Below are 25,976 nucleotides of genomic sequence, written 5' to 3' on the forward strand. Positions count from 1 at the left end.
GTGCAGCCGGTTAAGCATGCGCCAGCACACCACGTGTATCGATCACGACTTTAGACTGGAAGCGCACGGGGTCCACGCGCCGGAACTGCGCATGGTCCACCAGAATGACGATGATGTCCGCTTCGAGCAGCGCTTCGCTCAATTCGCAAAGGCGCACCTTGCCGTCGAGTGCTTCCGGCAACGTTCTGACGTTTGGTTCGACCACCACCACCTGCCCTGCGAATTGCTCTGCGAGTTCGCCGGCAATGTGCAGCGCCGGGCTTTCGCGCAAGTCGTCGATATTCGCCTTGAACGCCAGTCCGAGACACGCGATCACCGGATCCCTGAAGCGCCGCGCCGCGCGTTCGACCCGCTCGATCACGTAGCCCGGTTTATCGTCGTTCACCGTTCGCGCGGTTCGAATCAGGCGTGCCTGCTCCGGAGCGGAGTCCACAATGAACCACGGGTCGACGGCGATGCAATGACCGCCCACACCCGGCCCTGGCTGCAGGATGCTCACGCGCGGATGCCGGTTCGCAAGGCGAATCAGCTCCCAGACATTGATGTCGAGTTTGTCGCAAATGACCGAGAGTTCGTTCGCGAACGCAATGTTGACGTCGCGGAATGAATTCTCCGTGAGCTTGCACATCTCGGCAGTACGGGCGTCCGTCAGGATGCAATCGCCACGCACGAAGCTCTGATACAGTTCGCGCGCCAATTCGCTGCATCGCGGCGTCATGCCGCCGATTACGCGATCGTTCTCGACCAGTTCCCGAATCACGTGACCGGGCAGCACACGCTCCGGGCAATGCGCGACGCGAATGTCCGATTGCTCGCCGGCCTGTTGCGGGAATGTCAGGTCGGGACGAAGCTGCGCCATCCAGGCCGACATCTGCTCGGTCGTACCGACTGGCGAAGTCGATTCGAGCACGACCAGATCGCCCTTCTTGAGCACCGGCGCAATCGCCCGGCTCGCCGCCTCGATGAATCGAAGGTCAGGCTTGTAGCCGTCCGAAAACGGCGTCGGCACAGCGATCAGAAACGCCTCGGCCGGTTCCGGCGTGATCGTGGCGCGCAGATAACCCTCTGTCACGGCCGCGTGAACCAGCATGTCGAGCTCAGGCTCGACGATATGAATGGCGCCGCGGTTGATCGTGTCGACCGCGTGCTGGTTGATGTCCACGCCGATAACACGTTTGCGTCGTGCCGCGAATGCGGCGGCAGTTGGGAGTCCGATGTAGCCGAGTCCGACCACCGAGACAGTTTCGAAATCCATTTTTACTCAATCCATAAACAGGTTGTGTTCGTTCACGCGGCACGCGCCCGACCGAAGCCATCTTCCAGTAGCGCATTCGCAATGCGCTCACAGGCCTGGCCATCACCATAGGGGTTACCGCGCACACTCATCGCACGGTAAATGTTCTCGTTGCACAGCAATTCCGATACGCCGCCGACGATCTTCTGCACGTCGGTGCCGACCAGTCTCACCACGCCTGCGTCGACGGCTTCCTGACGCTCAGTGGTCTCGCGCATGACCAGCACGGGCTTGCCGAGCGAAGGCGCCTCTTCCTGAATGCCGCCGGAGTCGGTCAGAATCAGGTACGCACGATCCATCAGGCAAACGAATGGCAGGTAGTCGAGCGGCTCGATCAGATGCACATTGGCGATGCCGGTCAAAATCCGTTTCACCGGCTCCCGTACGCCCGGATTCAGGTGAACCGGGTACACGATGTCGACGTCCGGATACGTGCGGGCAAGTTGCGCCAGCGCGGAACAGATCCGTTCGAAGCCACCGCCGAAGCTCTCGCGCCGGTGTCCGGTGACGAGGATCAAGCGCCTGTTCGGCGCCAGTGCCGGCAGGTGCCGCTGTGCGTCCTCGCGCAGTTGCGCGTCGTCAGCAAGCCGCTGCCGCACGTACAACAGCGCGTCTATCACCGTATTGCCGGTGACCAGAATGTGCTCGTCCGGCACGTTCTCGGCGAGCAGATTCTGACGGGAACGCTCGGTCGGCGCGAAGTGCTTCCCGGCCAGTACGCCGGTCATTCTGCGGTTCGCTTCCTCGGGCCACGGCGACAGCAGATCGCCGGTTCGCAGACTCGCTTCCACATGACCGACGGGAATGCGCTGATAAAAAGCGGCAAGACTGGCGGCCAGCGTGGTCGACGTGTCGCCATGCACCAGCATCAGGTCCGGGCGGCAGTCCGTCAGCACCTCGCGCATGCCGAGCGTGATCGAGCTTGTGATGTCGTAGAGATCCTGATTCCGCTTCATCACGTTCAAATCGAAATGTGGGCGAATCTCAAACAGCTTCAACACCTGATCGAGCATCTCGCGATGCTGCCCGGTCACACAGACAAAACAGTCAATGCCTTCGGTACGCTTGAGGCGCCTGACGAGAGGCGCCATCTTGATGGCCTCGGGACGGGTTCCGAAGGTGAGCAAAATTCTCTTGTTCATGCGTGAACCGTGAAAAGACCGCACACTCGATACCACTGCGGTGCGACGTTCGTGAACGACGCCGTCAGGCGCCAAAATTGCAGGAAATCCATTACGGCGCCTTCTCCATTCCGTATTCGGAGAACGCCCCGTAGGTGCTCGCTCGTTGCGGCACGTCGTTCAGCAGAACGCCGTCGACCATGCCGCCCGCACTACTCAACTGACGGATGCTTTCCTGAAGCTCGGCTGCCGAGTGGCGGCCGTGACGCACGACAAGCAATGTCAGCCCCGCGTGTTTGCCGATCAGCACGGGGTCGGTCACCGCGAGCACCGGGGGCGAGTCGACGATCACGACGTCGTATTGCTGACTGAATTGCGCGAGCAATTTCCCGAAGGCATCGCCCATCAACATCTCGGCGGGACTAGCCGTGACGCTTCCGCTCATCAATACGTCCAGGTTGGGCAGGACCTGCCGATGGATAGCCCTGTCGGGTTCCACCCCGCCGATCACATCGGAAAGCCCCGGCTTGCCCGGCAGCGAGAAATACTTATGCACGTCGCCTCTGCGCATATCCGAGTCGATCAGCAGCACGCGTTTGCCGCCGGCGGATAGCACTGCGGACAGATTCACCGACAGGAACGACTTGCCGATACCCGGCCGGGGCCCGGTCAGCATCACAATGTTGTTGGTCGATTTGAGCAGGCCGAATTGCAATGCCGTTCTCAAACTGCGGATGCCTTCCACGGCCACATCATCGGGGCGGGACGCCGCAAGTACGCTCAATCCCGGATTGCGGCCACGCGCGGTCTGCAGCAATACCCGCTGCCGCGCGCTTCGCGAGACGATTGCGTACACCGGCACACCGACCGCCGCTTCGATCTCCGAAGGCGTCTCGAGTCCCCGATTGAGCATGTGACGTACGAACGCGATCGAACATCCGAGCATCAGGCCGATAACGCCCGACAGCGCGATCACCAGACTTTTCTTCGGCTTGACGGGTCTTTCCGCGACTTCCGCGTAATCGACGGTATGAACGTTACCCAACTGCCCCGCTTTCAATACGCGCAGTTGTTGCGTGCTATCCAGCAGCCTGGTATACAGGTCTGTGTCGACCCGCACGTCACGCATGAGCCGAAGCGCCTGCTGCTGCACATTCGGCAGCGCCGCGACCTTCCGGTTGAAACCGCCCTGCTGTTGCTGCAGTTCGACAATTTGCGTATCGATTGCCCGCACGGAAGGATGCTCCGCGGTGTAACGCTGCGCGAGTGCCCCGCGTTGCTGCTGCAATTCGACCAACCGGGTCTGGCTATCGACAATCGACTGCAGCAAGAGCTTGCTCTCGGCCTCGAGATCGACCGTGCCATTTTGCGTCCGGAACGTGTTGTATTTCGCTTCTGCCTGGTCAAGGTCGGCTCGCAATTGGGGCAACTGGTCGCCGAGAAATTGCAGCATCTGTTCCGCCTGAGCAGACTTACGGTCCACGTTTCGCTGAACATAGATGCTTGCGATACGGTTGACGGTCGCAGCAGTCCTCTCCACATCCGCGCCATAGAGTGAGAGGGAGACAATGCCGGACTGCTTCACCTTCTCGCTGACGTCGAGCGCGTTTCGCAGATCGGCCGTGGTGAGTTGCGTCGACGCTCGCACCAGGTCGAACGAGGTGCCGGCACGCGCAACCATACGGTTCACGCCGAGTTTGACCGGTCCATGCGAGGTCATGCCCTGCGCCGCCACGCCAACACGGCCGCGCAGCACGGAACGGCCGTCCGGATCGCGGAGGTCGAAAGTCTGGTCCCCGTCGATGAGCAGTTTGAAAGTCTGCTCGTAAAACGCGGGCGGTACGTCGAACTGCGCAACGTCCAGACTTTCACCGCCCCATGCGAAACTGCTCATCCCCAGAACGGGACGCGCGGGACCTTCCGTGGATGTATGCCGCGCGATCAACGCGCCGATCAACGGAAAACGATGCGGGGTCGCCTGAACGTCGAGATGCAGGCTCCGGACGGCTTCTTCGACTACCAATCGCGAACGGATCAGTTCGATTTCGGCATCGGTCGTCGCCTTGCTCTGAAACAGGGACGCGAGGTCACCGAGCTTGTCATTGAGCGCGTCACCGCCCGCGTCGCTGTCGACCTGGATCATTGCGTCGGCCTTGTACATCGGCGTTCCGATGAACGCATACGCGATGCCCGCCAGCAAGATCGCGGCCGTGGTCAGCGCGATCAAAAGCCGGTTCTCCACCAGAAGCACGATGACTTCGGACAGTGCGATTTCTTTGCCACCCGGCACATCGGCCGAGCGTTCCTGGTTAAGCAATTTCATGTTTCAATGAGTCAACTTTGCAATAACGCCGCACCAGTTCGACACGCCGTGTTCGATCTGCGCAAACGCCATTTCGAAAATAGCCCGATGTCGCTGGTACGGATCGGTGATGTCGATCTGCTCGTGCTCCCCAAGACGAAAGACCTTGCCTCTCGCAAACGGGAAATGGTTGAGAATCAGCCCGCGCTGCGCATTCGTCATGGTCAGAACCATGTCCGCGGTGCTCACGTGTTCAATGCTGAGTCCCTCGGCAACATGGTTACGAATGTCCATGCCGCGCTCGTGCGCAATCTGAATGGCGAGCGGATCCGCGCGCCTGCCGACAATCGCCCGCGTGCCTGCGGAGCGCACTGAGACAGACGGCAGCGCCCGTTTGAGAAACGCCCGGGCAACCGGACTCCGGCAGATGTTTCCTTCACACACCACAAGAATCCCGGTCATTTCGCGATCACCCCCGCCGTCAGACCCGTGTTGATCAGCGGCATCAACAGACTCAGCACACGATTGAAGCGAACGAGACCGCTGCCGTCCACATACACGACGTCTTTAGGCTGCAACTCGAAATCCTTGGCGAGCAGCATTGCGACCGGCGACCTGCCGTCGAGATGGAACACCTGGGGTGTTCCGGACAATGAGCCGCGGACCACGAACATCTGCGCGGCGTCGGCGGTGGAGGCATTCACGCTGCCAGCCTGCGAGAGCGCATCCGCGAGCGTGATGCGGCCGGTTCTGCGTGGAATCGCGGAGATCGGCTTGTTGACTTCACCCATCACGTACACGTCGTTTTCGTCACGCGACGCGACGCGCAGCAGATCGCCCGGCTTCAGATAGAGTCGCGACGGGCTCACGCCCTGCGCCAGCAGTTGCGTCAGGTTCACGCGAAGGGACTCGCCGTCGCGCACGAGTACGAGATCGCTTTGGTCGGCGGTTTCGCTGAAACCACCCGCACGGCCGATGGCTTCGTAAAGCGTCATGGGCACGTCATTGACCGCGAGTGCGCCCGCGCTATGCACTTCGCCGTCGACATAGATCTGATGCGCCCTGTAAGAGGCCATGCGCACGGTCAACTGGGGTTTGACGAAGTACTTCGCAAGCGCGCCGGTCAAACGCTGCTGGATCTCATCAGTACGCTGACCGGCCACGTGCAGCTTGCCTGCATACGGAAACGTCAGACTGCCGTCCTGATCGACGATAAATCCGGCCAGCGGATCGCCAGACCGTGCCGACGACTGCGTTTGCGCGGAGCCCAGTGCGGCCGCGAACTCGGGATGATCCCAGACGACGATTTGCAGCACGTCGCCGGGGCCAACGGTATAAGCCTCGGGAGCTTCGGACAGCAACTGCGAAAGCTCAGCCTGCTGTTGCTTCCGGCTTTGCGCCAGGTGCGAGATCAGTGAGGCGTTCACCTCGGTTACAGCAATATCCGGCGTGCCGGAAGTCGCATCGGCTTTCTCGCTTGCCGAACCTTCTCCGGTTTCCCCGGTTAGAGAGGATGCGCCGTCAATACCAAGCACATTTTGCACACGGGACGTTTCCATCCGCATACCCGGCGCCACCGCGCACGCGCTGGTCAACAGAACTACCGCCGCCATCAATGCACCGAGCCGAAAGACTCGTCTCGTTCGAATTACCGCTAACATCGTGCTCAACCTATTCTTCATGCGAGCGTGCCGTAGCGCTGCGCTCGCTGCCCAACATCGGGCGGACGGGATTCATATTCCATTGAGATGGAAGCCACCTTGCAGCTGACACTGCCACGCCAGCCGACGTTCTCCACGAACGCCAGAAGGCTACGGATCAATACGCGTTGCGATGCACCAGCCCCTTTAGCACCGTCGCAACGACGATGCGCATATCCAGCCAGAATGACCAGTTTTTCAAGTAGTACAGATCGTGTTCCACACGCCCCTGCATCTTTTCGATCCGGTCGGTCTCTCCGCGGAAGCCGTTCACTTGCGCCCAACCGGTAATGCCAGGCTTGACTCTGTAACGATGGATGTACCCATCGACGACGCTCCGGTATTGGTCGTCGTGTTCGATTGCGTGCGGCCGCGGACCGACTACCGACATCTCCCCACGCAGCACATTGAGGAATTGCGGCAATTCGTCGAGACTCGTACGGCGCAGAAATGCACCGACGCGTGTGATACGCGGGTCCCCGCGAGTGGCCTGGCAAAGCACGCCGGGTTGCTGCTTGTGCACACGCATTGAACGAAACTTGTAGATGCGAAATACACGTCCGTCCGCACCCTTGCGCTGCTGCGTAAACAACACGGGCCCCTTCGAGGTCGCCTTGATGACCAGGGCAATCGAGAGCATCACCGGCGCCAACGCAATCAACGCGATTGCCGCGAATAGCCTGTCGAAAATCGCTTTCTGGACGAGGGCGTACGAGCTCATCGGCGACGCCATCAGATTGATAGCCGGCGCACCGATCAGATCGACGACATTCCGGTCGAACATCGCGACACTGCGTACGTCCGGAATAAAACGCAGATTGACGAGATCGCCATTGAATTCATTCAGGACCTTCAACACCGTGTCTTCTTCAGACATCGACAGCGCGAGCCACACCTCCTCGATCTGCTCACGGCGCACATAGGCCGCATACTCGCGCAGACACGAGAACGATGGCAAACCCGGAAAGTCAGGTTCGCTCCCCTGCCGCGTATTGAGCGTGGCAACCGCCCGAAACCCGACGTCTGGCGAACTTTCGATGTTGCGGATCACACGATCGCGATGGGCACCGGCGCCCACCACGGCGACCCTGCGCAGATTGCGCCCGGCGCGCCTGATGTGGCCGAGCACCCTATGCACGAGCAGCCGCGACGCGACGACTCCGGCTGCGGTCATCACGGTCCAGCTCACACACCAGAGTCGCGACACCGACGCCGTGCGGTGAAGCAGAAACATGATCGCAAGACCGCAAAGCTGCACGGCGATCCAGCCGAACGTCACGCTGAAGACAAGACGCCATGTCGAGCGGCCGCGCCACGAACCGTAGATGCCGAACAAGGGCAGCAGCACGATCGCCAGCGCCATGTCGAGCGTTACGAACGCGCCTTCGAGAATCGAGTGCACCGTGCCGCTCTTGAACAACAACGAAGCGACCGCCGCACCCAATGCGATCAGCATCACGTCGAGCAGACGCGCCAGCACGCTCTCCATTTCCGCGAAATCGCATCCTGCTGTGTGACGAAACCTCATGGCATCGCTCCCAATAACCCGTTTGCAATGCCACCTGAATGCAGCACTTTTCAAAGAAGGCGCATTCTGCTCTTATGATCCGTCGTCCGGCGTAGGAAGTTTCCTAATGCAGCGCAGCATTTTTCAGTTGGACCGCTCCCATTTCTCACAGAGTCCGAGCTTTCTCCCGCCAATCCAAGTGCTCAGCGTCTATAACCTATCCCTAATACACCGGCCGAGAAACTTTAACTATCTGCAATCGCTGCACAGACTTATGCTCGCAAAATGACCCGTCGCCGCGACGCGACGCTATGCAGCATCGGGTAAACGACTTTTCATAGTCACAGGGGCGGCATCATGAAGATCTGTATCTTCGGGGCAGGAGCAATTGGCGGTTTGATGGGGGTGCAACTGGCACGCGCCGGTGCGGATGTGAGTTTCATTGCGCGCGGCGCGCATCTCGCGGCGATGCGCGAACACGGCGCGCGCCTGATCATGGACGGGGAAACGTTCAGCGCGCCGGTACGCTGCACGTCCGACCCGCGCGAGCTGGGTGTGCAGGATGTCGTGATCGTTACGCTGAAAGCGCACTCACTGCCTGGCGTGGTCGATGCCATGCAACCGCTGCTTGGCAAGCACACGGCCATCGTCACCGGCGTCAATGGCATTCCTTATTGGTACTTTTACCGGCACGGCGGAAAATTCGCCGGCACGCGCCTCGCCAGCATCGACCCGGACGGCAGCCAATGGACCAAGCTCGGCCCGGAACGCGCAATCGGCTGTGTGCTGTATCCCGCCGCGGAGATCGTCGAGCCCGGCGTCATCAAGCATGTGTACGGCAAGAAATTCCCGATCGGCGAGCCGAGCGGCGAACGCACGCCGCGCATTCAACAATTGCACGAGATCATGCAGGCAGCGGGTTTCGACGCGCCGATCCGCGACAATATTCGCGATGAGATCTGGCTCAAGCTGTGGGGCAACCTATGCTTCAATCCGATCAGCGCATTGACCCACGCTACGCTCGATATCCTCACCAGCGACCCCGGCACGCGCGCGGTATCGCGCACGATGATGCTGGAAGCCAAGCGAATTGCGGATCAGTTCGGCGTGCATTTTCGCGTCGACGTGGAAAAGCGCATCGACGGTGCGGGCGCGGTCGGCGCGCATAAGACCTCGACGCTGGTCGACCTGGAGAATCGCCGTCCGATGGAGATCGATCCGCTGCTCACCGTAGTGCAGGAAATGGGCCGTCTCGTTGCCGAGCCCACGCCGACTATCGACGTCGTGCTCGCACTCATCAAACTGCGTGAACGGATGGCATTGCAAGGCGATTGAGCGTCGACTCACGGCGCAATCAACCTCTCGTTAGCAAGACAGAAGGATCGAACGCCACGCGTTCGATCCTTTTTTACACCGTTATTGATCGATCGCCAGCCACACCGCCTTCGGCTCGGTGAAGTTTTCAATCGCCACGTCGCCGTGCTCGCGGCCAAAACCCGAATCGCCGGAACCGCCCCAAGGCAAGCGCACATCGGTATAACCGTAGGTATTGATCCACACGGTGCCCGCTTTCAGGTCACGCGCAACCCGATGCACACGGCCGATATCCGCGCTCCATACGCCGGCCGCGAGGCTATACAAAGTGCCGTTGGCGATACGGATCGCGTCGGCTTCGTCGTTGAAGCGAATCACGGTCGCCACGGGTCCGAAGATCTCCTCCTGCGAAATGCGCATTTCATGCTCGACGTTGGCGAACACCGTCGGCTCGACGAAAAAACCACGCTCGCCCACGCGCGCACCGCCGGTCACGAGCGACGCCCCTTCGGAGCGTCCTGTGTCGACATAGCCGAGCACGGTTTTCATCTGCGCCGCGGAGATCAGCGGCCCCATCGAGGTCTCGCGCGCCGCGGGATCGCCGACCTTGATCGCCTTCGCACGCGCCGCGAGACGCTCGACAACTTCGTCGTAGACGTCACGGTGAGCCAGAATGCGCGAGCCTGCCGAACATACCTGGCCGGTGTTGAAGAAAATGCCCGACGCCGCGGCGCGCACTGCATTGTCGAGATTCGCATCCGGGAAGATCAGGTTGGCCGACTTGCCGCCGAGCTCGAGCGTCACGCGCTTGAAATTTCCGGCTGCGCCCTGCAGAATGCCGCGCCCCACGGAAGGCGAGCCCGTGAACGTGACTTTGTCGATGCCCGGATGCGCCACTAATGCATCGCCAACTACTCGCCCCTTGCCGGTGACGATATTCAGTACGCCCGGCGGCACACCCGCTTCGAGCGCGAGTTCACCAATGCGCAACGCGGTCAGCGGCGTAATCTCCGCGGGCTTGACGATCAGCGTGCAACCGCATGCCAGCGCGGGTGCGATTTTCCACATGCCGATCATCAGCGGGAAATTCCACGGCACGATCGCGGCGACTACGCCGACCGGTTCACGCAGCGTGTACGTCAAGGCATCGGGACGCACCGGCACCACCTGCCCATTGATCTTGTCGCACCAGCCTGCGTAGTATTCGAGCGTATCGATCGCGGCGGGAATATCCTGGCGCATCACCGCCGAGATCGGCTTGCCGGCGTCGAGGCTTTCGAGCGCCGCGAGCTCGTCCAGATTCGCGCGCATCAGGCCGGCGAGACGCATCAGTATGCGGCCCCGCTCGGCTGCCCGTATCGCGTTCCACACTTTCAACGCGGCCCGCGCCGCCTGCACCGCGGTATCGACATCGGCCGCGCTACCTTGTGCAACCAGCGCAATCGGCTCTTCCGTCGCCGGGTTGATGTCGATGGAATATTCGCCGGTGCCAGGCGGCAAACGCTTGCCGTCGATCAGCAAATCATGGTGCCTGAGGTCGGTTTCAGTTTCCATCATGAAGCTCCTTGCGTGAGATGTTGCATAGGCTGAGCGGCGGCGGATCGGCCGGCGCCGCGCCAGCGGCATTCGAAGCCGAACCTGCGGGCGCGGCAAATTGCGCCCAGGCTGCTGCGGCGTTGGGTCTGAGGGAGCGATTGCGGCGATGCACGAGCAGCGTCGTCAGATTGGTCTCGGGAACTAGCGGCCGGCTCACCAGTGACGCGCCCGGCGCGGGCCAATGTTCGTCGACAGGTAAAACGCCAATGCCAAGGCCGAGTTCGACCATGCGCGACACGGCCGCGACATGCCCGAGTTCCTGCACTGGCCGCCGCTTCAGGCCGTGCGAATTGAAGGCAACGTCGAGCGCGGCGCGCACGCCCGCGTCGGCGTTCAGCGTGACGAGCACCAACTCGTGCAACGCGCGCCATGTGACGCTGGCTTGTTGCGCGAGCGGATGCGCGGGCGGCATCACCGCATGCAGCGGCGTCGTGAAAACCACTTGCGCATGCAACTGATCGTTGGCCAGGGGTTCCGCCACCGAGACCACGCCGAAGTCCACTTCACCCTGTTCGACGCTCGCAAGCACACTGCTTTGCGCTTGATCCTTGACGGACACGATCAGCTCGGGAAACGCCGACGCGCAACGCGCCAGCCCCTGCGCCACCCAACTCGACGACAGAACCGGATTGCTCGCGAGTACGACCACGCCGGTGTGTCCGTCGTAAGCGGCACGCTCCTCGCGTAGCGTCAATTCGATTTCATCGAGCAGGCGGCCGATTCTGCGCTCCAGACTCGCGCCCGCATGAGTCAGTTCGACCTGCCGCGTGGTGCGGTCGAACAGCTTCAGTTCAACGGCGTCTTCGAGTTCGCGCACACAACGGCTCACCGCCGACTGCGTCAGATCGAACTCGCGCGCCGCGCGCGTAAAGCTCCGTTCCCGTGCGACGGCGACAAACACCTTGAGTTGCTGTAGCGAAACATTCATGACGTCACTGCCGGGCGCGGGCCGGTCACCCTATTCCCCCGTCTGCTCAGGCCAGTGGCTAAGCCGCGAGGCCTTGCTTCCGGCAACGGCCAGCACGCCCTGGGGCTCGTTGTGCGTTTCGATCCAGCGTGAACGCATTGGCGCAAGAATGAACTTCGCCGAGATGCCCGCGGCAATCGTGACGACGGCCGAGACGATAAAGACGAGACTCCATCCGCCTGTGGCCGACAGTACTGAGGCAATCGGCACCAGCAGCGAGGCCGTGCCCTTCGCGGTGTACAGTGTGCCCGCATTGGCCGCCGCATATTTGCTGCCGAAGGTATCGGCGCAAATCGCCGGGAAGATCGAGAAAATTTCGCCCCAGAACAGGAAAATCAGTGCGGCGAACGTCATGAACGCATACGGGTTGCTGCCGTACTGCATGAGGCCGAGCAATGCGAGGCCCTCGCCGATGAAGATCACGAACATCGTGTTTTCACGGCCGAGTTTGTCGGAGATGAAGCCGCACAGCGGACGGGTAAAGCCGTTGCAGATATTGTCGATGGAAAGCGTGGCGGTGAGCAGCGGCAACGTCATGCCGAAGATCGTCATCGGAATGCGTGCGAGCCCCCAGTCTTTGGCGATCGGTCCGATTTGCGCAGTCGCCATCAGACCGCCCGCCGCCACCGCGACAAACGACACGTAGATCACCCAGAACACCGGTGTCCTGATCATCTGGCCCGGCGTGTAATCGACCTTGGTGACCGCGAACTTCTTCTTCGGTGCGGCTTGCTGGCGCAAGTTCGGTTTCTTCAGCAGCAGCGCGAGCGCGAGTATGCATACGCCCTGCAGGATGCCGAAGAAAAAGAAGGTGTGCTCGTAGCCCGAGCGCGTGATCATGCTGGCGATCGGAATGACGGTAACGGCCGCGCCGGCGCCAAACCCTGCAGCAGTCAAACCGGCCGCCAGACCACGGCGGTCCGGAAACCACTTCAACGCATTGCCGACACAGGTCCCGTACACGCCGCCTGCGCCGATCCCGGCAATGACCGCCGATACATACAGCATCGGCAACGTCGTCGCATACGAATTCATGACCCAGGCGAGGCCGGCGCATACCGCGCCGCCGGCAACCACCGGGCGCGGCCCGAACTTGTCGACCAGCCAGCCCTCCACCGGCACGAGCCATGTTTCTGTGAGGATGAAAATAGCGAATGCGAGCTGAATGGATGCTTCACCCCAGTGATGCCGCGCATTCATCGGCGTGACGAACAATGTCCATGCGTATTGCAGATTGGCCACCAATGCCATGCACATCATGCCGATGACGAGTTGCCACCAACGGTTCGCCCAGAATACGCGAGCCGTGGTCTGCCGAGTGATATCGTCCATGAGCCTTGTCTCCGCTATTTATTGAGTGCGGCCGGCCGTCACGCCGCACTGTATGCGTCTCACCTTATGGTTATGACCCGAACAGCCTTGCCATTCGGGAATATTTAATATTTGCGTCTTTAATCCGAATTCTTTTACGACACCTGCTGCCTGAATCATCGTTTTTCAGACGAGTTCTTTATTCCGATCAATTAAAAATCGGCACTGCCTCGACTTTTCACCGTTTCCCCTGCCATGCTGCAAATCCAAGCGTTAACCCGAGTACACCGCCGAGTACATCGCCGAGCACACCGCCGCATTCCACGCCGGCAATTCCGCTTCTTATACAGCCCCATGCTAGGGTCATTGCTGAATAACTAATAATTAAAGTTTGTTATTATATTGATTCATATTTGCTTATACATTGGCCATGACGATGCGCAATGCAACTCTGCGGCAATTGAAGGTCTTTGAGACAGTGGCGCGCCACCTGAGCTTCTCGCGTGCCGCGGAAGAATTGCATCTGACGCAGCCCGCCGTCTCCACCCAGGTCCGGCAACTCGAGGAACACGCAGGGCTGCCGCTGTTCGAACAGCTTGGCAAAAAAATCTATCTGACGCCGGCCGGCAGCGAGATGCTCCACTACAGCCGCGCGATCATTCAGCAGTTCCACGAAGTCGACGAAGCGATGAGTCAGCTCAAGGGCGTCTCCGGCGGCAAGCTGAACGTCGCGGTGATCAGCGCCGGCGACTACTTTTTTCCGCGCCTGCTGGCTGAATTCATGCGGCGCTACTCTGGCGTCGTGCTCAATCTCGCGGTGCACAATCGTGCCGAACTGTTGCATCAGCTCGCGACCAACCAGACCGATCTCGCGGTGATGGTGCGCCCGCCGCACGAAACCGACGCCACCAACGAACCGTTCGCGCCGCACCCGTATGTGATCGTGGCGACGCCCACGCATCCGCTCGCGCACAAGCGCAACATCAAGATGAGCCAGTTGGCGAACGAGGCCTTCATCGTGCGCGAACGCGGCTCCGACACCTGGAATTCGATGGAAGAAGGCTTCGCCGGCCGTCTCGCCAATCTGAAGATCGCAATGGAACTCAAGAGCACCGAGACGATCAAGCAGGCGGTGATCGCCGGCATGGGCATTGCGTTCCTGTCCGCGCATACGATCAGTCTTGAGCTGCAGCTCGGCCATCTGGTCGTCCTCGACGTGGAAAGTTTTCCCGTCATGCTCAACTGGTACGTCGTGCATCGAAAGAACAAGCGCCTGCCGCCCGTTGCCGTCGCCTTCAAACGCTTCCTGATGGAGGAAGGCGCGGGGCTCATCGAGAAGATCACGCGCGTGAAGGAATTGAGCGTCTATAAGCAGTAGGCTATGGAAAGCCAATGAAACTTTAACTATTGCGGATTGGTCAGTATCCCTATGCTGCAAGTGAGTTCTCTTACTTGTCAGCCCAGGAGGCCGATCATGAACCACGCTTCGGTTGAATCTCATGCCCGCACGCGTAGCGCACGCGCTACCGCGAACAACCCCGACGACGCTCATCTGAGCGCGTACAACGCCGCCTTCAGCGACCTTGGCCTGCGGTTCCGCTGGGACCAGGCCACACTCGACGTGCTGAAAGAATTCAACAGCGAAGCGGCGCGTATCACGGCCTACATCGAGCGGTTTCACGCGCATCTGCATAGTGCATACGACGCCGAGTTTCTCGCCCAGATGATCCTGAGCAAGAAGGCCCGCTACTACAGCGAATTCGCGGCGGCCGGCGAATAAGGGCTTCAGCGGGATGATCCCGCCGTTCGCTCTGCTCGCCGCTCGCAGCATGGCTATATTCATCTTTGACGCCACATTGCGCGGTGGGCCCAGCGCCGGCGGACAGACCCGCGCTTTTGCACGCCCACGGTCTCCGTGTCATGCCAGCCAGGACGGTGCCGGTATGCTGCCGCGCGCACCCTGTCCGGTGTGATCTCACGCAGCGCCCATACCTGCTCTTCGCCACCGTGCCATTCAATGCGCGCCAACAGCCCGCGGCGCGAAAGCGCCAATCCGTTGCTACGTCCGACAAACGCATGCGTGTGTGGTGTGCGTGAATTGCGACCGGTCGAGTACTCGCGGCTGGTCATCAAATGGGTGCCTAACGCAACGGCCAGTACGCTCATCGCAAGCAACGCAGCAAATCCGAATGGCTGCGCCTGTTCAGTGACGAAGCCGTAGCCGAGCCATCCGCACAGCAGCAGCGCCGAGACGTTGACAATGCCATGGCCCGGATGCTCCGCCGCACTCAGGTCGAGCACGCCGCGTAGTTTGCAGAATGCGATCGCCGAGGTGGCGAAAACCAGCGCACCGATAAAGACCGCGGCATAGAGCTCGATACGCTCGGTATTCGCCTGCGCTTGCGCCACTGGTGCCGAGAGATAGCATGCAAACCCGCTCACCATGACCGCGAGCCCGATGCCACTGCCCAGCAACGCAACGAGCCGCGGCCGTTGCGTCATAGCGCTATCTCACACACAGCAGTCAACGTATTGCTCAATGTGCCGATCCCTTCGATGGAGATCGTCACGGTCGCGCCGTCCTTGATCGAGCCGACGCCGACCGACGTGCCGCACGCAATCACATCACCGGGCTCGAGCGTCAAGTCCTGTGAAATCAGACTCACCTGCTCGGCCGGCGAAAACACCATGTCGGCGAGCGGATAGTTCTGCCGCTCCACACCGTCGAGCATCGTCACGAGATGCGCTTCACGCCAGTCGAAACCGGAGACGATCGCAGGTCCAATACAGCAGAACGTATCGAAGCCCTTTGCCCGGCACCACTGCGGGAAGTGCGGATTCTCGTTCAGCAGATCGGCTGCGGTCACATCGTTGACCAGGGTATAGCCGAAGATCGATTCCGCCGCTTCTTCGATACTCGCGTCGCGGCACCGCCGCCCAATCACGATACCGAGTTCGCCTTCGTAGACGATCTTGCCCGCGTAACTGAGCGGCCGGCGGATCGCTTCGCCCGAACCGATCACCGATCCCGCCGGCTTCAACAGAAATAGCGGGTGTGCCGGCACGGGCTTGTCGAGCTTTGCCGCGAGCGCGTGATAGTTATTCCACAACGCGACGATCTTGCCGGGCGCACACGGTGCGAGCGGCGTGAGCGCACGTGTCGACAACACTGCACCGGTCGGCACCGGTTGATCGAGACTTTCATACTCGTGCAGATAGCCGCCTTCCACCCGGCCGAACACGATGCCACCGTCGCTCGACATGAAACGCATCCACGTATCCATACTTCGCTCCTTGAGCCTTCAGATTGAGCGCTCAAATCGCGCCGGCGGTCCGCAATGCGCTGATCTGCTCGGGCGAGTAGCCGAGTTCAGTCATCACTTCGTCGGTATGTTCACCCAATAGCGGCGAGCGTTTGACTTCGGTCGGGCTGTCCGACAATTTGATAGGATTACCAACCGTCAGATACTTGCCGCGAGTCGGATGATCCACTTCGACAATCGTGCCGGTTTTGCGCAGTGACGGCTCTTCGGCGATTTCCTTCATCGACAGAATCGGCCCGCAAGGAATGTCGTATTTGTTGAGGATCTGCATGGCCTCGAACTTGGTCTTGGTCATGGTCCAGCGCTCGATCTCGGCAAAGATATCCTTCAGATGCGGCAAGCGCGCGGCAGGCGTCGCGTAGTTCGGATCGGTGGCCCACTCTTCCTTGCCGATCACGTTGCAGATCTTCGCCCACACCGGCGCCTGCGTGATGAAGTAGATATACGCATTCGGGTCCGTTTCCCAACCCTTGCATTTCAGAATCCAACCCGGCTGACCACCGCCCGAAGCATTCCCCGCGCGCGGCACCGCTTCACCGAACGTTCCATTCGGATATTGCGGATACTCTTTCATCGTGCCGGTGCGCTCGAGCCGCTGCTGGTCGCGCAGCTTCACGCGGCACAGGTTGAGCACGCCGTCCTGCATCGCGGCGAGCACCTTCTGACCGCGCCCGGTTTGGGTGCGCTGATACAACGCCGTGACAATGCCGAGCGCCAAATGCAAACCCGTGCCGCTGTCGCCGATCTGCGCGCCGGTCACCACCGGCGGACCATCATCGAAACCGGTGGTCGAGGCCGCGCCGCCCGCGCATTGCGCGACGTTCTCGTAGACCTTGCAGTCCTCGTAAGGACCGGGGCCGAAACCCTTCACGGAAGCCACGATCATGCGCGGGTTCAGCTCCTGGATCCGCTCCCATGTGAAGCCCATCCGGTCCAGTGCGCCCGGCGCGAAATTCTCCACCAGCACGTCGCATTTCTGGATCAGCGCCTCAAGCACCAGCTTGCCTTCCGGGTTCTTGGTATCGATCGTGACCGAGCGCTTGTTGTGATTGAGCATCGTGAAGTACAAGCTGTCCACGTCGGGAATGTCCCGTAGCTGCTCACGCGTGATGTCGCCGGCGCCGGCCCGCTCCACCTTGATCACGTCCGCGCCGAACCACGCGAGCAACTGCGTGCAAGTCGGGCCCGATTGCACATGCGTGAAATCGAGAATCCGCACGCCGTCGAGTGCTTTGCTCATGTCAAGTCTCCTGATCAGTCAGTTGTGTGCAACGGTTATCGACCGACGCGCCCGCTTCGATAACGTCCGCTCGCGCGGATGTCTGGCTTCGATACATACGGTATGTGATATATCACATTCATTCAAGCGCAACGTCAAAATGCGGTTACTTTGGGATTTCTGTCCCGGATGCTTTCCTGGTCTACGTTGCAGCGAGGTGATGCCGCTGCGGCTTGCCTGATTTGAGGGAAAACACTGAGGCGCTACTGGCTTCGCCCTCTTTTGATATATCACATACCATATTTTTATAGCCGTCAAGCTGGGCCTATCCCGACTGCAAGTGGCGACTGGCGATGGAAGATAAGGTGAACGCTCATGAACATGAGCCGAAGACGCTGGCTGAATGCGGCGTCGGAAGGCGATTCAGGTGGACTCGGCTTGGGCCATTTCCCTACCCAGTCACCGCTTACACAGGCGGACCGGGAAATGAAAAGGCCTGCGGTGATGACATCACCGCAGGCCTTTTCCATCCGCTACGCTAATCAGGCGCCGAAGCCACCATCAATCCAGAAAATCGCAATTCGCTTCGACGAATGTCGCCAGATCGAGCGAATGCTGGCGTGTCAGACGCTCAGCCAGTTCGGTATCACGTTGCTCCAGCGCCTCGATAATGCGCAGGTGGTCAACGATTGAACGCGACGCGCGGTCGCTTTGCGAAATGGTCATGCGGCGAATCGCCCGCACGTGGATGAAGATGTTCTTGATCGTGTCGAGAATGATCTGCGACTTCGACAGCTCGACGATCGCCTGATGAAACGCGATGTTGGCGTCTGAATACTCGGCGATGTGCTCGGCGGGCGTGGCGTCGCGGAAATTGTCGAACATGTGGCGCAGGCGGGCGATTTCCTCGTCCGTGGCGTGCAAGGTGGCAAGACGCGCCGCCATGCTTTCAAGCGCGGCCCACATCTGGATCATCTCGACGATCTCACGCTTGCTCTTGCGCACGATATAGATGCCGCGCCGCGGCACCATGCGCAGAAAGCCTTCCTGTTCGAGCAGTGTCATCGCCTCGCGCACCGGCGTGCGGCTCACGCCCAGCGATTCGCTCAGCACGCGCTCGTCGAGGCGGATTTCTTCGCGAGTCCGGTAGATATCCGCGTCGGCAATAGCCTGGCGGAGCATGACATACGCCTGATCGCGCAGGCTCGCGCTCGCGCCGATCGGCTGCAATGACAACGTCAAAGGTGTGGCCACTGCTTCAGTTTGAAGTTCTGACGACATTCATCGCCTCTTGTTGAACATGCGCACGATACGGCGCCGCCGCAGCCATTCTGCCATCCTGCTCGCCCAAACCGACGAACCGGCCATGTTGCGCTGCAAGCTGCGCAACCGGCTGCGGGATCCAGCGAGTCAACAGAATCGTGGCGGCAGAACCCAAACCGACGACACCCACGGCAAGCAGCGAGAGAGGAACAAATTCCATTTGCAACTCCGAATGATTGAGTGAACAGATGACTCAATCATATGCTGCAGTGCCGCAAAAATCAATATTCCGTATGTAGTATATCAGTCGCTGTTGTTTTTAGGATTGCATCCTCAAGGTAGCACGAGCGACCTGCGGACGGTTCCTCTGCTCGTCCAAACCCACAACGCTCAGTGTAAACGCGCAAAACGCGCGCTATGCGCTCAGTTGCGTTCGATGATCGCGCAGTTTCACCCGATGCCGATTGTAGGAACCGCTTCGCATCATTAACCTTCGTGAATCCTGTGATGAGCCCGCAGCTTCCCCGTTCCGCCTCTGCCGCGCGCTTCCAGACAGCACCCTGAGAATTCGAAGGAGACATCGTTATGAGTACCACCCTCCCGGGAGCGCCGAAAACGGCCATCGCCGACAACCGCGCGGCGCGCAGCCAGGCGCGCAAAGCCGCGCTCGGCAGTTTCGTCGGCGCCGTGGTCGACTGGTATGACTTTCTGCTGTATGGCATCGTCGCCGCGCTCGTCTTCAATGCCGAGTTCTTCCCGAAAGTCAGCCCGGCGATGGGCACGCTCGCCGCATTCGCGACCTTCGGCGTCGGCTTTCTGTTCCGGCCGCTCGGCGGCTTCGTGTTCGGCCACTACGGCGACCGCCTTGGACGCAAGCGCATGCTGGTCCTCACGGTGATGATGATGGGCCTCTCCACCGCGGCAATCGGCCTGCTGCCGGCCTTCTCCAGCATCGGCTGGTGGGCGCCCGTGCTGCTCGTCACGTTGCGCGCGATCCAGGGCTTCGCGGTCGGCGGCGAATGGGGCGGCGCAGCCTTGATGGCGGTCGAAAGCGCACCGGAGAAGAAGAAGGCGTTCTACAGCAGCGGCGTGCAGGTCGGCTACGGCGTGGGTCTGGTGCTCTCAACCGGATTGGTCGCGATCATCAGCCGCTCGATGGACAACGCGTCGTTCCTGAGCTGGGGCTGGCGCCTGCCCTTCCTGTTCAGTGTGGTGCTGGTGCTGATCGCGCTGTGGATCCGCTCGAGCATGGAAGAGTCGAAGGAGTTCGTCGAGAAGGTCGGCGAACGGGGCGAACGCAGCGTGCGGCTGCCGATCGTCGAGGCCTTGCTGAAGCACCCCAAGGCTTTCCTGCTGATCATCGCGCTGCGCCTTGCCGAGTTGTTCACGATGTATATCGTGACGGCCTTCGCGCTGAACTACTCGACGGCGAATCTGCACATGCCGCGTGAGTTCTTCCTCACGATCGGTCTGCTGGTCGGCGCGGTGAGCTGCGTGACGATTCCTTGCTTCGCGTGGCTTGCGGACCGTTTCGGCCGCCGGCGCGTATATATCATCGGTGCGCTGGTCGGCATGCTCAGCGCGGTGCCGTTCTTCCTCGCGCTCGAAGCCCGCTCGACGGTGTGGATCGTGATCTTCGCGGTGATGCTCGCCAACGTCGCCCACGACATGGTGGTGAGCGTGCAGCAGCCGATGTTCACCGAACTGTTCGGCACCGAGTATCGCTACAGCGGCGCGGGCGTCGGTTACCAAGTGGCGAGCGTGGTGGGCGGCGGCTTCACGCCGTTTATCGCGGTGGCGCTGGTCAGCTTTGCCGGCGGCTCGTGGCATCCGGTGGCGGCCTATCTGGCGATCGGCTGTCTGATCTCGGTGCTCGTGGCAGCGAAGATGAAAACGGGGCGCACGGTCGATTGATTCTTGCCAATGAGGATGACGACGGGCCGGCCTGGCGAAGATGCCAGGACCGGCCCGTTGGTTTTTTAACGAATGCTCGACTTCTCGCGAGTAGCAGCACCTGGCCGCCCCCTTCCTCAGCCCTCCGTTTTTTGCCGATTCCGAACGCGAATTTCCCTGCCCTCGGTAGTTCATTCCTGGCATTCGTGCCGCATTGCCGCAATTCAATAGATTACGGTCGTATTTCACCAGGCTAATGCCTTATGCATTTACATCTCATATTGCAAACGCCAGGTTCACGCCCTATCGTTCGACGAAGCGGGCTTTATGTCCGTTTTTTGCTCTTCATATGAAATACAAATACATATATTGACGTCGTATGAACCAGCAATTTTTACGCCGCGACGTTAAAGCAGTCTGTATGAAACGCCGATAACAAAGAATTCGTCACCGGAGACCGACCATGAGCAGCATCACCGAGCCGAGCGGTAATTCAGGCTCTGCCCCATTCTTTTCCAAACAGGCCACCGTTGCGAAACCGGGGTTTTCGCGCTGGATGGTTCCACCCGCAGCCCTCGCCGTTCACCTCTGTATCGGTCAGGCGTATGCCTTCTCCGTGTTCAATGGACCGCTCACCAAAGTCATCGGCATTACGCAATCCGCCGCTGACGACTGGTCGCTGACGTCGCTCGGCTGGATCTTTTCGCTGGCAATCGTGTTCCTGGGGTTGTCGGCGGCGTTTGCCGGCAAGTGGCTCGAACATGTCGGCCCGCGACGCACGATGTTCACCGCCGCCTGCTGCTTCGGCGGCGGCTTCCTGGTTTCCGCGCTCGGTGTGTATCTGCACCAGATCGTGCTGCTCTATCTTGGCTACGGCGTGATCGGCGGGATCGGACTCGGCCTCGGTTACGTGTCGCCGGTATCGACGTTGATCCGCTGGTTTCCGGACCGCCGCGGCATGGCGACCGGCATGGCGATCATGGGCTTCGGCGGCGGCGCGATGATTGCCGCGCCGTTGTCGGTGGCCTTGATGAACCACTTCCGCAGCGCGACCAGCATCGGCGTGGCCGAGACTTTCGTCGTGCTCGGCATTGCGTATTTCATCTCGATGTCGATCGGCGCCCTCGCGATTCGCGTGCCGCCGGCAGACTGGAAACCGGCCGGCTGGACGCCGCCCGCGACCAGCCAGAAGAAGATGATTTCGCGCAACCACGTGCACATCGATCAGGCCTTGAAAACGCCGCAGTTCTATCTGATCTGGCTGGTGCTGTTCCTCAATGTGACGGCCGGCATCGGCATTCTCGGCCAGGCCTCGGTGATGATTCAGGAGAGCTTCAAGAACACCGTGACGGCGGCTGCGGCGGCTGGCTTCGTCGGTCTGCTCTCGCTGTTCAACATGGGCGGCCGTTTCGTGTGGGCCTCGGCGTCGGACTGGATCGGTCGCAAGAACACCTACTTCATTTTCTTCGCACTCGGCGCCGTGCTGTACTACCTCGTGCCCGGCTTCGCCGCCTCCGGCCAGATCGCCCTGTTCGTGCTGGCGTACTGCGTGATTCTGTCGATGTACGGCGGCGGCTTCGCAACGGTGCCCGCGTACCTCGCGGACATGTTCGGCACGGCCTTCGTCGGCGGCATTCACGGCCGGCTGCTGACCGCCTGGGCTGCAGCCGGTGTCGCGGGTCCGGTGCTGGTGAACTACATCCGTGCATATGAAGTGGCGCACGGCGTGGCCAAGGCGGATGCCTACACGATGACGGTCCACATCATGGTTGTGCTGCTGGTGATCGGCTTCGTCTGCAACCTGCTGATCAAGCGTGTGGACGACAAGCACCACATGACTGACGCACAACTCGCCAAAGGCGCCTAAGGAGACTCGCATGTCGACCGTTCAAGCCGTTCATCCGACCAACAAGGTCAAGCTCGCCGTCTTCTGGTTGTATGTGATGCTGCCGCTGGCATGGGGCGTGATCAACACGCTCACGCAAGCGATGAAGCTGTTCAAGTAAGTGCTGTGCCACACCCCACACAATCGAACGTGCGGGGTGTGTGAGAAACAATTGTCGATGCGCGCGCGACGGCGCGCTCTCCTACCCTCCTTCGCTGGCTACCACTGGTACGCCGCACCGGCGGTGACTGTCGTCGTGGCCGAACTGATGCCAGCCCCGAGCTTCACCTTGATGCTCTGCGTAACCCACGCCGACAAACCGACCGCGACCGCCTGATAGCCCTTATAGCCGGCTGTCCCGACACCGATCGCGAGGTTCTTGTTCGCATCCACCTCAGGAACCGCGGTGAATGCAAGCGCCGCTGCCGTGCCCGAATACGCATTGCGTGCGATTTCGTTCATGCCGCCCTGGAACTGCTGCATGTTCACGGCGTCGGTTGGCGCCTGCCCGGGCGCGACGTTGGTGATGCGGCGCTCGTTGCCAGCCGAACCGACCGAAACCGTGTTCGACACATCGGCAACCGAACCTTCGCCGATGGCGACCGAGTTCGGCGCACTCGCCTGGGCGCCACCGCCAATCGCCACGGTACCGTTGCCGATCGCCTGCGCCGCATTCCCTGAACTGTTGACGGCGACATAAGAGCTACCGGTGACCTGAGTATTCTTCACCGCCTGGCCGAGGTCTCCGATCTGCTGATTGGTGTTCCAGAGTTGCGCGCCGGTGACCGCGTCGGTGCTGGTGGCCGATACTTCGCCATCCTGGAGGTTGGTGAGCGTGACCTTCGGCGCGTTGGCCGCCGTGCCGCCGAGCGTGACCTTGTCGTGCGCGGAACTGTCGTACTGAACCGCATTCGCCACCGACCCGCTGATGTTGGTGATCGTGGTTTGCAATCCGGCAATGTCACTGGTGTTCTGGGTCACGCGGCCATCCAGATTGCTGATCGCGCTACCGACATTGTTCACGACCGTGCCACCCACGCTATAAGACGGCGCCGTCACCGAGCCGTCCGGATTGACCGTCGAGCCGCCGCCGAGCGCCACCGCAGTACTTGCCGCATGCGCATAGAGTTGCGAACCGTTGATCGCGTCCGTGCTTGCGGCGTTGACCGCACCGGACGCCACACCGGTGACGACACGATTGCCCGCCGTGCCGGCCACGTTGATCAGACCGCCGTCCGTCGCAGCGCCGATGTTGATGACGCGCGAAACCGGATCTTGCGTGACGATGCCGATGCCGCCGGTCTGCATACTCTGCTGCAGCGTGGTGAGCTCGTTGTCGAGCGAGCCGAGCGCATCGCCGACATTGCTTTGCGTGCCGCCCTGCATGTGATAAGTGGGACCGGTCAAGGAACCGTCGGCATTGATCTGCGCGCCACCGCCGAGTGCAGCCACCGCGGGTTTGAGCTGGCCGAGGTTGACCGCGGACGTATCCGTGGTGCCCGCCGCGATGCCCGTCAGTTCGCGCGCGCCGCCGGTGCCGGTGAAGTCGACGCTGGCGCCGTCGAGGTCTTTGGCGACCGTGAGATTGCGCGACGTCTGATCCTGCTGGACAAGCCCGATCTCGCCATTCGTGATCTGATTCGTGATGTTGCTCACGTCCCCTTCGATCGTCGTGGTGCGGGCGTCGAGGTTCGTGATCTGGGTGGTGTTGTTCGTGACGCGCTGATCGAGGTTCGTGATGTTGTCGGTATTGGCCGCGACCGCCTGATTGGTCGCGAACAGTTGCGAACCGTTCACGGCGTCGGCACTGTCGGCGGACAGTGCCCCGGCGCGCACGTTGGTGATCCGCACCGGCGTACCGGTGTTGCCCAAGGTCACCGCGTCATGCGAGGTCGAATCGTACTGAACCGCGTCCGCACTCGCTATCTCACCGCTGACGGCCAGAGCGGACAACGCCGCGCCGACATCGTTATAGGTGCCATGTCCGACTGTGTACGCTGGTTTCGTGATCGTTCCGTCCGTGGCGACGGCCGCACCGCCACCCAGCGCAGCCATCGCGCCTTTCAACTGCGAGATGTTGACAGCGTCATTGCCCTGGGTACCGGCAGCGACATTGATGATCTGACGTTGCGAGACGTCGCTGCCAACGGAAACCACATTAGACCGGTCGGCCATCGAATCTGCGCCCAGCGCCACGGAACCTGCGGCGCTCGCAGTGGCGCCCGAGCCAAAAGCAATCGCCTTGGTAGCCGTCGTCGGTATAAACGCGCGGCTGCCTGCCGCAATGGAGTCTTCCGCGTTGGTCTGCACGTCCGTGCCGATAGCCAACGCGTTAGCATTCTGTACTTTCGCCAGATAGCCGATTGCCACGCCATTGTCCGCGAAACTATTGGTTGTCGCGCCGGCACCCACTACCGTTGAATTTACCGCCAACGCCCCCGCCCCTGACCCCACTGCGGTAGCAGCATCCCGTGCTGCCCCTGAGCTTGCCCCGACCGCCAGCGAACCGTTACCTATGGATGTCGCTCCGACGCCGACCGCCATGGCGTTCTCCCCATATAACGCTGTTGTGGTCAAACCTGGTGTAATGACCGGACTGACGGCAATGTACTGGGTGACAGGCGTATCGTCGTCCGAATCACCTGCTCCAGCCGCTAACAGTTTCGGACTATTCGCCGTGGCTGCACGCTGCGAGGAAAGCATAGCCAGCAGGCCCGATGCATCCGACCCGGCAGGTGCGTTCATGATCGTGTTGAGCGATTTCTCCGGCAGGCTGCTGCTCAGCGTGGTGGCGCGATGCAATGCTTCATCCATCGCTGAGCAGTTTCCATTGCTTGCTCCACACTCTGCCGCAGCCGCCGGCAGCGAAAACGCCAGCGCGCCCAATAACCCTGCGCCGACGGCCACCAGCGCCCCGCATGCCGACGCGTCTTGCGCGCCACGCCCCTTCGCCACCTCAGATGCGGCGATGTACGTGCGAGTTGTTCTATTCCAAACGGTCCTGTAAGTCTTATTCAACATTCCTCCCAATCATTTTTATCGAAATTTAATAACCAAGATTCTTCCTAAGACATCCTAAGTATTTAACTCGAACGCCAAGAAACTTAAGAACGCAGCGCGCTTTTGATTAACCGACAAACGCGACGCCACTGGTTTGCCGCCAACCAATGAAAAGACGGCCGTACCCAGGTCACTCAAACGTCGAAAACTTAAGAATGCATCGCGCTTCACTTGGCTAACAAACGCGAAGCCATAGTTTGCCCTCCGCTTACAAAATAGCG

21 protein-coding genes are annotated in these 25,976 nt (G+C 60.8%); 6 read left to right on the forward strand and 15 right to left on the reverse strand.

Translation table 11 applies throughout. The features are described from left to right. Positions 1 to 10 precede the first annotated feature (10 nt). From wecC to PQQ95_RS22995, 6 genes are all read right to left on the reverse strand, one after another. The gene (gene wecC, locus PQQ95_RS22970; protein WP_408441027.1) at positions 11 to 1,255 is read right to left on the reverse strand and encodes a UDP-N-acetyl-D-mannosamine dehydrogenase; all 1,245 of its coding nucleotides are present in this window, start codon (positions 1,253 to 1,255) and stop codon (positions 11 to 13) included. A 32-nt stretch (positions 1,256 to 1,287) separates the two neighbouring features. Next, a complete protein-coding gene (gene wecB, locus PQQ95_RS22975) occupies positions 1,288 to 2,436 on the reverse strand; it encodes a non-hydrolyzing UDP-N-acetylglucosamine 2-epimerase (RefSeq protein WP_408441029.1) in 1,149 nt (382 codons plus the stop codon). A gap of 91 nt (positions 2,437 to 2,527) precedes the next feature. Next, entirely contained in the window at positions 2,528 to 4,738 is a 2,211-nt protein-coding gene (locus PQQ95_RS22980) for a polysaccharide biosynthesis tyrosine autokinase (protein ID WP_408441032.1), read from the reverse strand. 3 nt (positions 4,739 to 4,741) lie between these two features. Continuing rightward, complete coding sequence (locus tag PQQ95_RS22985) at positions 4,742 to 5,179, reverse strand: low molecular weight protein-tyrosine-phosphatase (protein WP_408441034.1); 438 nt, start codon at positions 5,177 to 5,179, stop codon at positions 4,742 to 4,744. Further along, positions 5,176 to 6,261: a polysaccharide biosynthesis/export family protein gene (locus PQQ95_RS22990; RefSeq protein ID WP_459251992.1), complete on the reverse strand. Its 1,086-nt coding sequence runs from the start codon at positions 6,259 to 6,261 to the stop codon at positions 5,176 to 5,178. The genes PQQ95_RS22985 and PQQ95_RS22990 overlap by 4 nt, the downstream gene beginning before the upstream one ends. A gap of 274 nt (positions 6,262 to 6,535) precedes the next feature. Further along, entirely contained in the window at positions 6,536 to 7,945 is a 1,410-nt protein-coding gene (locus PQQ95_RS22995) for an undecaprenyl-phosphate glucose phosphotransferase (protein WP_408441040.1), read from the reverse strand. A gap of 336 nt (positions 7,946 to 8,281) precedes the next feature. Here PQQ95_RS22995 and PQQ95_RS23000 point away from each other — a divergent pair, with 336 nt between their 5' ends. Beyond that, on the forward strand, positions 8,282 to 9,259 hold the full coding sequence (locus PQQ95_RS23000) for a 2-dehydropantoate 2-reductase (protein ID WP_408441043.1): 978 nt from the start codon (positions 8,282 to 8,284) through the stop codon (positions 9,257 to 9,259). Positions 9,260 to 9,340: 81 nt separating this feature from the next. Here the strand turns inward: PQQ95_RS23000 and PQQ95_RS23005 are convergent, their stop codons facing one another. Genes PQQ95_RS23005 through oxlT form a run of 3 tightly spaced genes read right to left on the reverse strand, consistent with a single transcriptional unit; the run spans position 9,341 to position 13,133 of the window. Further along, positions 9,341 to 10,792 carry an aldehyde dehydrogenase family protein gene (locus tag PQQ95_RS23005; protein ID WP_408441359.1) on the reverse strand — a complete coding sequence of 484 codons (1,452 nt, stop codon included), beginning with the start codon at positions 10,790 to 10,792 and terminating at the stop codon, positions 9,341 to 9,343. Then, the gene (locus PQQ95_RS23010) at positions 10,782 to 11,762 is read right to left on the reverse strand and encodes a LysR family transcriptional regulator (protein ID WP_408441046.1); all 981 of its coding nucleotides are present in this window, start codon (positions 11,760 to 11,762) and stop codon (positions 10,782 to 10,784) included. The genes PQQ95_RS23005 and PQQ95_RS23010 overlap by 11 nt, the downstream gene beginning before the upstream one ends. Positions 11,763 to 11,792: 30 nt before the next feature. Next, complete coding sequence (gene oxlT, locus PQQ95_RS23015; RefSeq protein WP_408441049.1) at positions 11,793 to 13,133, reverse strand: oxalate/formate MFS antiporter; 1,341 nt, start codon at positions 13,131 to 13,133, stop codon at positions 11,793 to 11,795. Between the two features lie 409 nt (positions 13,134 to 13,542). Between oxlT and PQQ95_RS23020 the strand changes: the two genes are divergently transcribed. Both PQQ95_RS23020 and PQQ95_RS23025 read left to right on the forward strand, forming a co-directional pair. Continuing rightward, positions 13,543 to 14,490, forward strand: coding sequence for a LysR family transcriptional regulator (locus tag PQQ95_RS23020; RefSeq protein ID WP_408441052.1), 948 nt, complete (start codon positions 13,543 to 13,545; stop codon positions 14,488 to 14,490). A 96-nt stretch (positions 14,491 to 14,586) separates the two neighbouring features. Beyond that, a complete protein-coding gene (locus PQQ95_RS23025; RefSeq protein ID WP_408441055.1) occupies positions 14,587 to 14,892 on the forward strand; it encodes an HAD family hydrolase in 306 nt (101 codons plus the stop codon). A 59-nt stretch (positions 14,893 to 14,951) separates the two neighbouring features. Here the strand turns inward: PQQ95_RS23025 and PQQ95_RS23030 are convergent, their stop codons facing one another. From PQQ95_RS23030 to PQQ95_RS23050, 5 genes are all read right to left on the reverse strand, one after another. Next, entirely contained in the window at positions 14,952 to 15,614 is a 663-nt protein-coding gene (locus PQQ95_RS23030; RefSeq protein ID WP_408441058.1) for an NAD(P)(+) transhydrogenase (Re/Si-specific) subunit beta, read from the reverse strand. Beyond that, a complete protein-coding gene (locus PQQ95_RS23035) occupies positions 15,611 to 16,396 on the reverse strand; it encodes a fumarylacetoacetate hydrolase family protein (RefSeq protein ID WP_408441061.1) in 786 nt (261 codons plus the stop codon). Before PQQ95_RS23035 ends, PQQ95_RS23030 begins: the two co-directional genes overlap by 4 nt. A gap of 31 nt (positions 16,397 to 16,427) precedes the next feature. Continuing rightward, on the reverse strand, positions 16,428 to 17,675 hold the full coding sequence (frc, locus tag PQQ95_RS23040) for a formyl-CoA transferase (RefSeq protein ID WP_408441064.1): 1,248 nt from the start codon (positions 17,673 to 17,675) through the stop codon (positions 16,428 to 16,430). 540 nt (positions 17,676 to 18,215) lie between these two features. Then, positions 18,216 to 18,935, reverse strand: coding sequence for a GntR family transcriptional regulator (locus PQQ95_RS23045; RefSeq protein ID WP_115777944.1), 720 nt, complete (start codon positions 18,933 to 18,935; stop codon positions 18,216 to 18,218). Continuing rightward, positions 18,913 to 19,137: a hypothetical protein gene (locus PQQ95_RS23050; protein ID WP_408441067.1), complete on the reverse strand. Its 225-nt coding sequence runs from the start codon at positions 19,135 to 19,137 to the stop codon at positions 18,913 to 18,915. Before PQQ95_RS23050 ends, PQQ95_RS23045 begins: the two co-directional genes overlap by 23 nt. 365 nt (positions 19,138 to 19,502) lie before the next feature. On the opposite strand from PQQ95_RS23050, the gene shiA reads away from it, so the two are divergent. The 3 genes from shiA (at position 19,503) to PQQ95_RS23065 (ending at position 22,816) form a co-directional block, all read left to right on the forward strand. Further along, the gene (gene shiA, locus PQQ95_RS23055; protein ID WP_408441069.1) at positions 19,503 to 20,831 is read left to right on the forward strand and encodes a shikimate transporter; all 1,329 of its coding nucleotides are present in this window, start codon (positions 19,503 to 19,505) and stop codon (positions 20,829 to 20,831) included. Between the two features lie 442 nt (positions 20,832 to 21,273). Then, positions 21,274 to 22,677, forward strand: a complete 1,404-nt coding sequence (locus tag PQQ95_RS23060) for an L-lactate MFS transporter (RefSeq protein WP_408441071.1) — start codon at positions 21,274 to 21,276, stop codon at positions 22,675 to 22,677. A gap of 10 nt (positions 22,678 to 22,687) precedes the next feature. Continuing rightward, positions 22,688 to 22,816, forward strand: coding sequence for an MFS transporter small subunit (locus PQQ95_RS23065; RefSeq protein WP_408441073.1), 129 nt, complete (start codon positions 22,688 to 22,690; stop codon positions 22,814 to 22,816). A 98-nt stretch (positions 22,817 to 22,914) separates the two neighbouring features. Here PQQ95_RS23065 and PQQ95_RS23070 read toward each other — a convergent pair whose 3' ends face one another. Continuing rightward, positions 22,915 to 25,716, reverse strand: a complete 2,802-nt coding sequence (locus PQQ95_RS23070) for a YadA-like family protein (RefSeq protein WP_408441076.1) — start codon at positions 25,714 to 25,716, stop codon at positions 22,915 to 22,917. Between the last annotated feature and the right edge of the window lie 260 nt (positions 25,717 to 25,976).

Source organism: Paraburkholderia caffeinilytica (assembly GCF_046030355.1).
GTDB lineage: Bacteria > Pseudomonadota > Gammaproteobacteria > Burkholderiales > Burkholderiaceae > Paraburkholderia > Paraburkholderia caffeinilytica_B.

What these genes read in the sequence shown, in the direction of transcription:
- PQQ95_RS22995 (WP_408441040.1), bottom strand. Translation starts at nt 7,945, where the DNA reads ATGAGGTTTCGTCACACAGCAGGATGCGATTTCGCGGAAATGGAGAGC.
- PQQ95_RS23025 (WP_408441055.1), top strand. Translation starts at nt 14,587, where the DNA reads ATGAACCACGCTTCGGTTGAATCTCATGCCCGCACGCGTAGCGCACGC.
- PQQ95_RS23010 (WP_408441046.1), bottom strand. Translation starts at nt 11,762, where the DNA reads ATGAATGTTTCGCTACAGCAACTCAAGGTGTTTGTCGCCGTCGCACGG.
- wecC (WP_408441027.1), bottom strand. Translation starts at nt 1,255, where the DNA reads ATGGATTTCGAAACTGTCTCGGTGGTCGGACTCGGCTACATCGGACTC.
- PQQ95_RS23020 (WP_408441052.1), top strand. Translation starts at nt 13,543, where the DNA reads ATGACGATGCGCAATGCAACTCTGCGGCAATTGAAGGTCTTTGAGACA.
- PQQ95_RS23060 (WP_408441071.1), top strand. Translation starts at nt 21,274, where the DNA reads ATGAGCAGCATCACCGAGCCGAGCGGTAATTCAGGCTCTGCCCCATTC.
- wecB (WP_408441029.1), bottom strand. Translation starts at nt 2,436, where the DNA reads ATGAACAAGAGAATTTTGCTCACCTTCGGAACCCGTCCCGAGGCCATC.
- shiA (WP_408441069.1), top strand. Translation starts at nt 19,503, where the DNA reads ATGAGTACCACCCTCCCGGGAGCGCCGAAAACGGCCATCGCCGACAAC.
- PQQ95_RS22985 (WP_408441034.1), bottom strand. Translation starts at nt 5,179, where the DNA reads ATGACCGGGATTCTTGTGGTGTGTGAAGGAAACATCTGCCGGAGTCCG.
- PQQ95_RS23005 (WP_408441359.1), bottom strand. Translation starts at nt 10,792, where the DNA reads ATGGAAACTGAAACCGACCTCAGGCACCATGATTTGCTGATCGACGGC.
- PQQ95_RS23065 (WP_408441073.1), top strand. Translation starts at nt 22,688, where the DNA reads ATGTCGACCGTTCAAGCCGTTCATCCGACCAACAAGGTCAAGCTCGCC.
- PQQ95_RS23030 (WP_408441058.1), bottom strand. Translation starts at nt 15,614, where the DNA reads ATGACGCAACGGCCGCGGCTCGTTGCGTTGCTGGGCAGTGGCATCGGG.
- PQQ95_RS23035 (WP_408441061.1), bottom strand. Translation starts at nt 16,396, where the DNA reads ATGGATACGTGGATGCGTTTCATGTCGAGCGACGGTGGCATCGTGTTC.
- PQQ95_RS23000 (WP_408441043.1), top strand. Translation starts at nt 8,282, where the DNA reads ATGAAGATCTGTATCTTCGGGGCAGGAGCAATTGGCGGTTTGATGGGG.
- PQQ95_RS23045 (WP_115777944.1), bottom strand. Translation starts at nt 18,935, where the DNA reads ATGTCGTCAGAACTTCAAACTGAAGCAGTGGCCACACCTTTGACGTTG.
- oxlT (WP_408441049.1), bottom strand. Translation starts at nt 13,133, where the DNA reads ATGGACGATATCACTCGGCAGACCACGGCTCGCGTATTCTGGGCGAAC.
- PQQ95_RS22980 (WP_408441032.1), bottom strand. Translation starts at nt 4,738, where the DNA reads ATGAAATTGCTTAACCAGGAACGCTCGGCCGATGTGCCGGGTGGCAAA.
- PQQ95_RS23050 (WP_408441067.1), bottom strand. Translation starts at nt 19,137, where the DNA reads ATGGAATTTGTTCCTCTCTCGCTGCTTGCCGTGGGTGTCGTCGGTTTG.
- frc (WP_408441064.1), bottom strand. Translation starts at nt 17,675, where the DNA reads ATGAGCAAAGCACTCGACGGCGTGCGGATTCTCGATTTCACGCATGTG.
- PQQ95_RS23070 (WP_408441076.1), bottom strand. Translation starts at nt 25,716, where the DNA reads ATGTTGAATAAGACTTACAGGACCGTTTGGAATAGAACAACTCGCACG.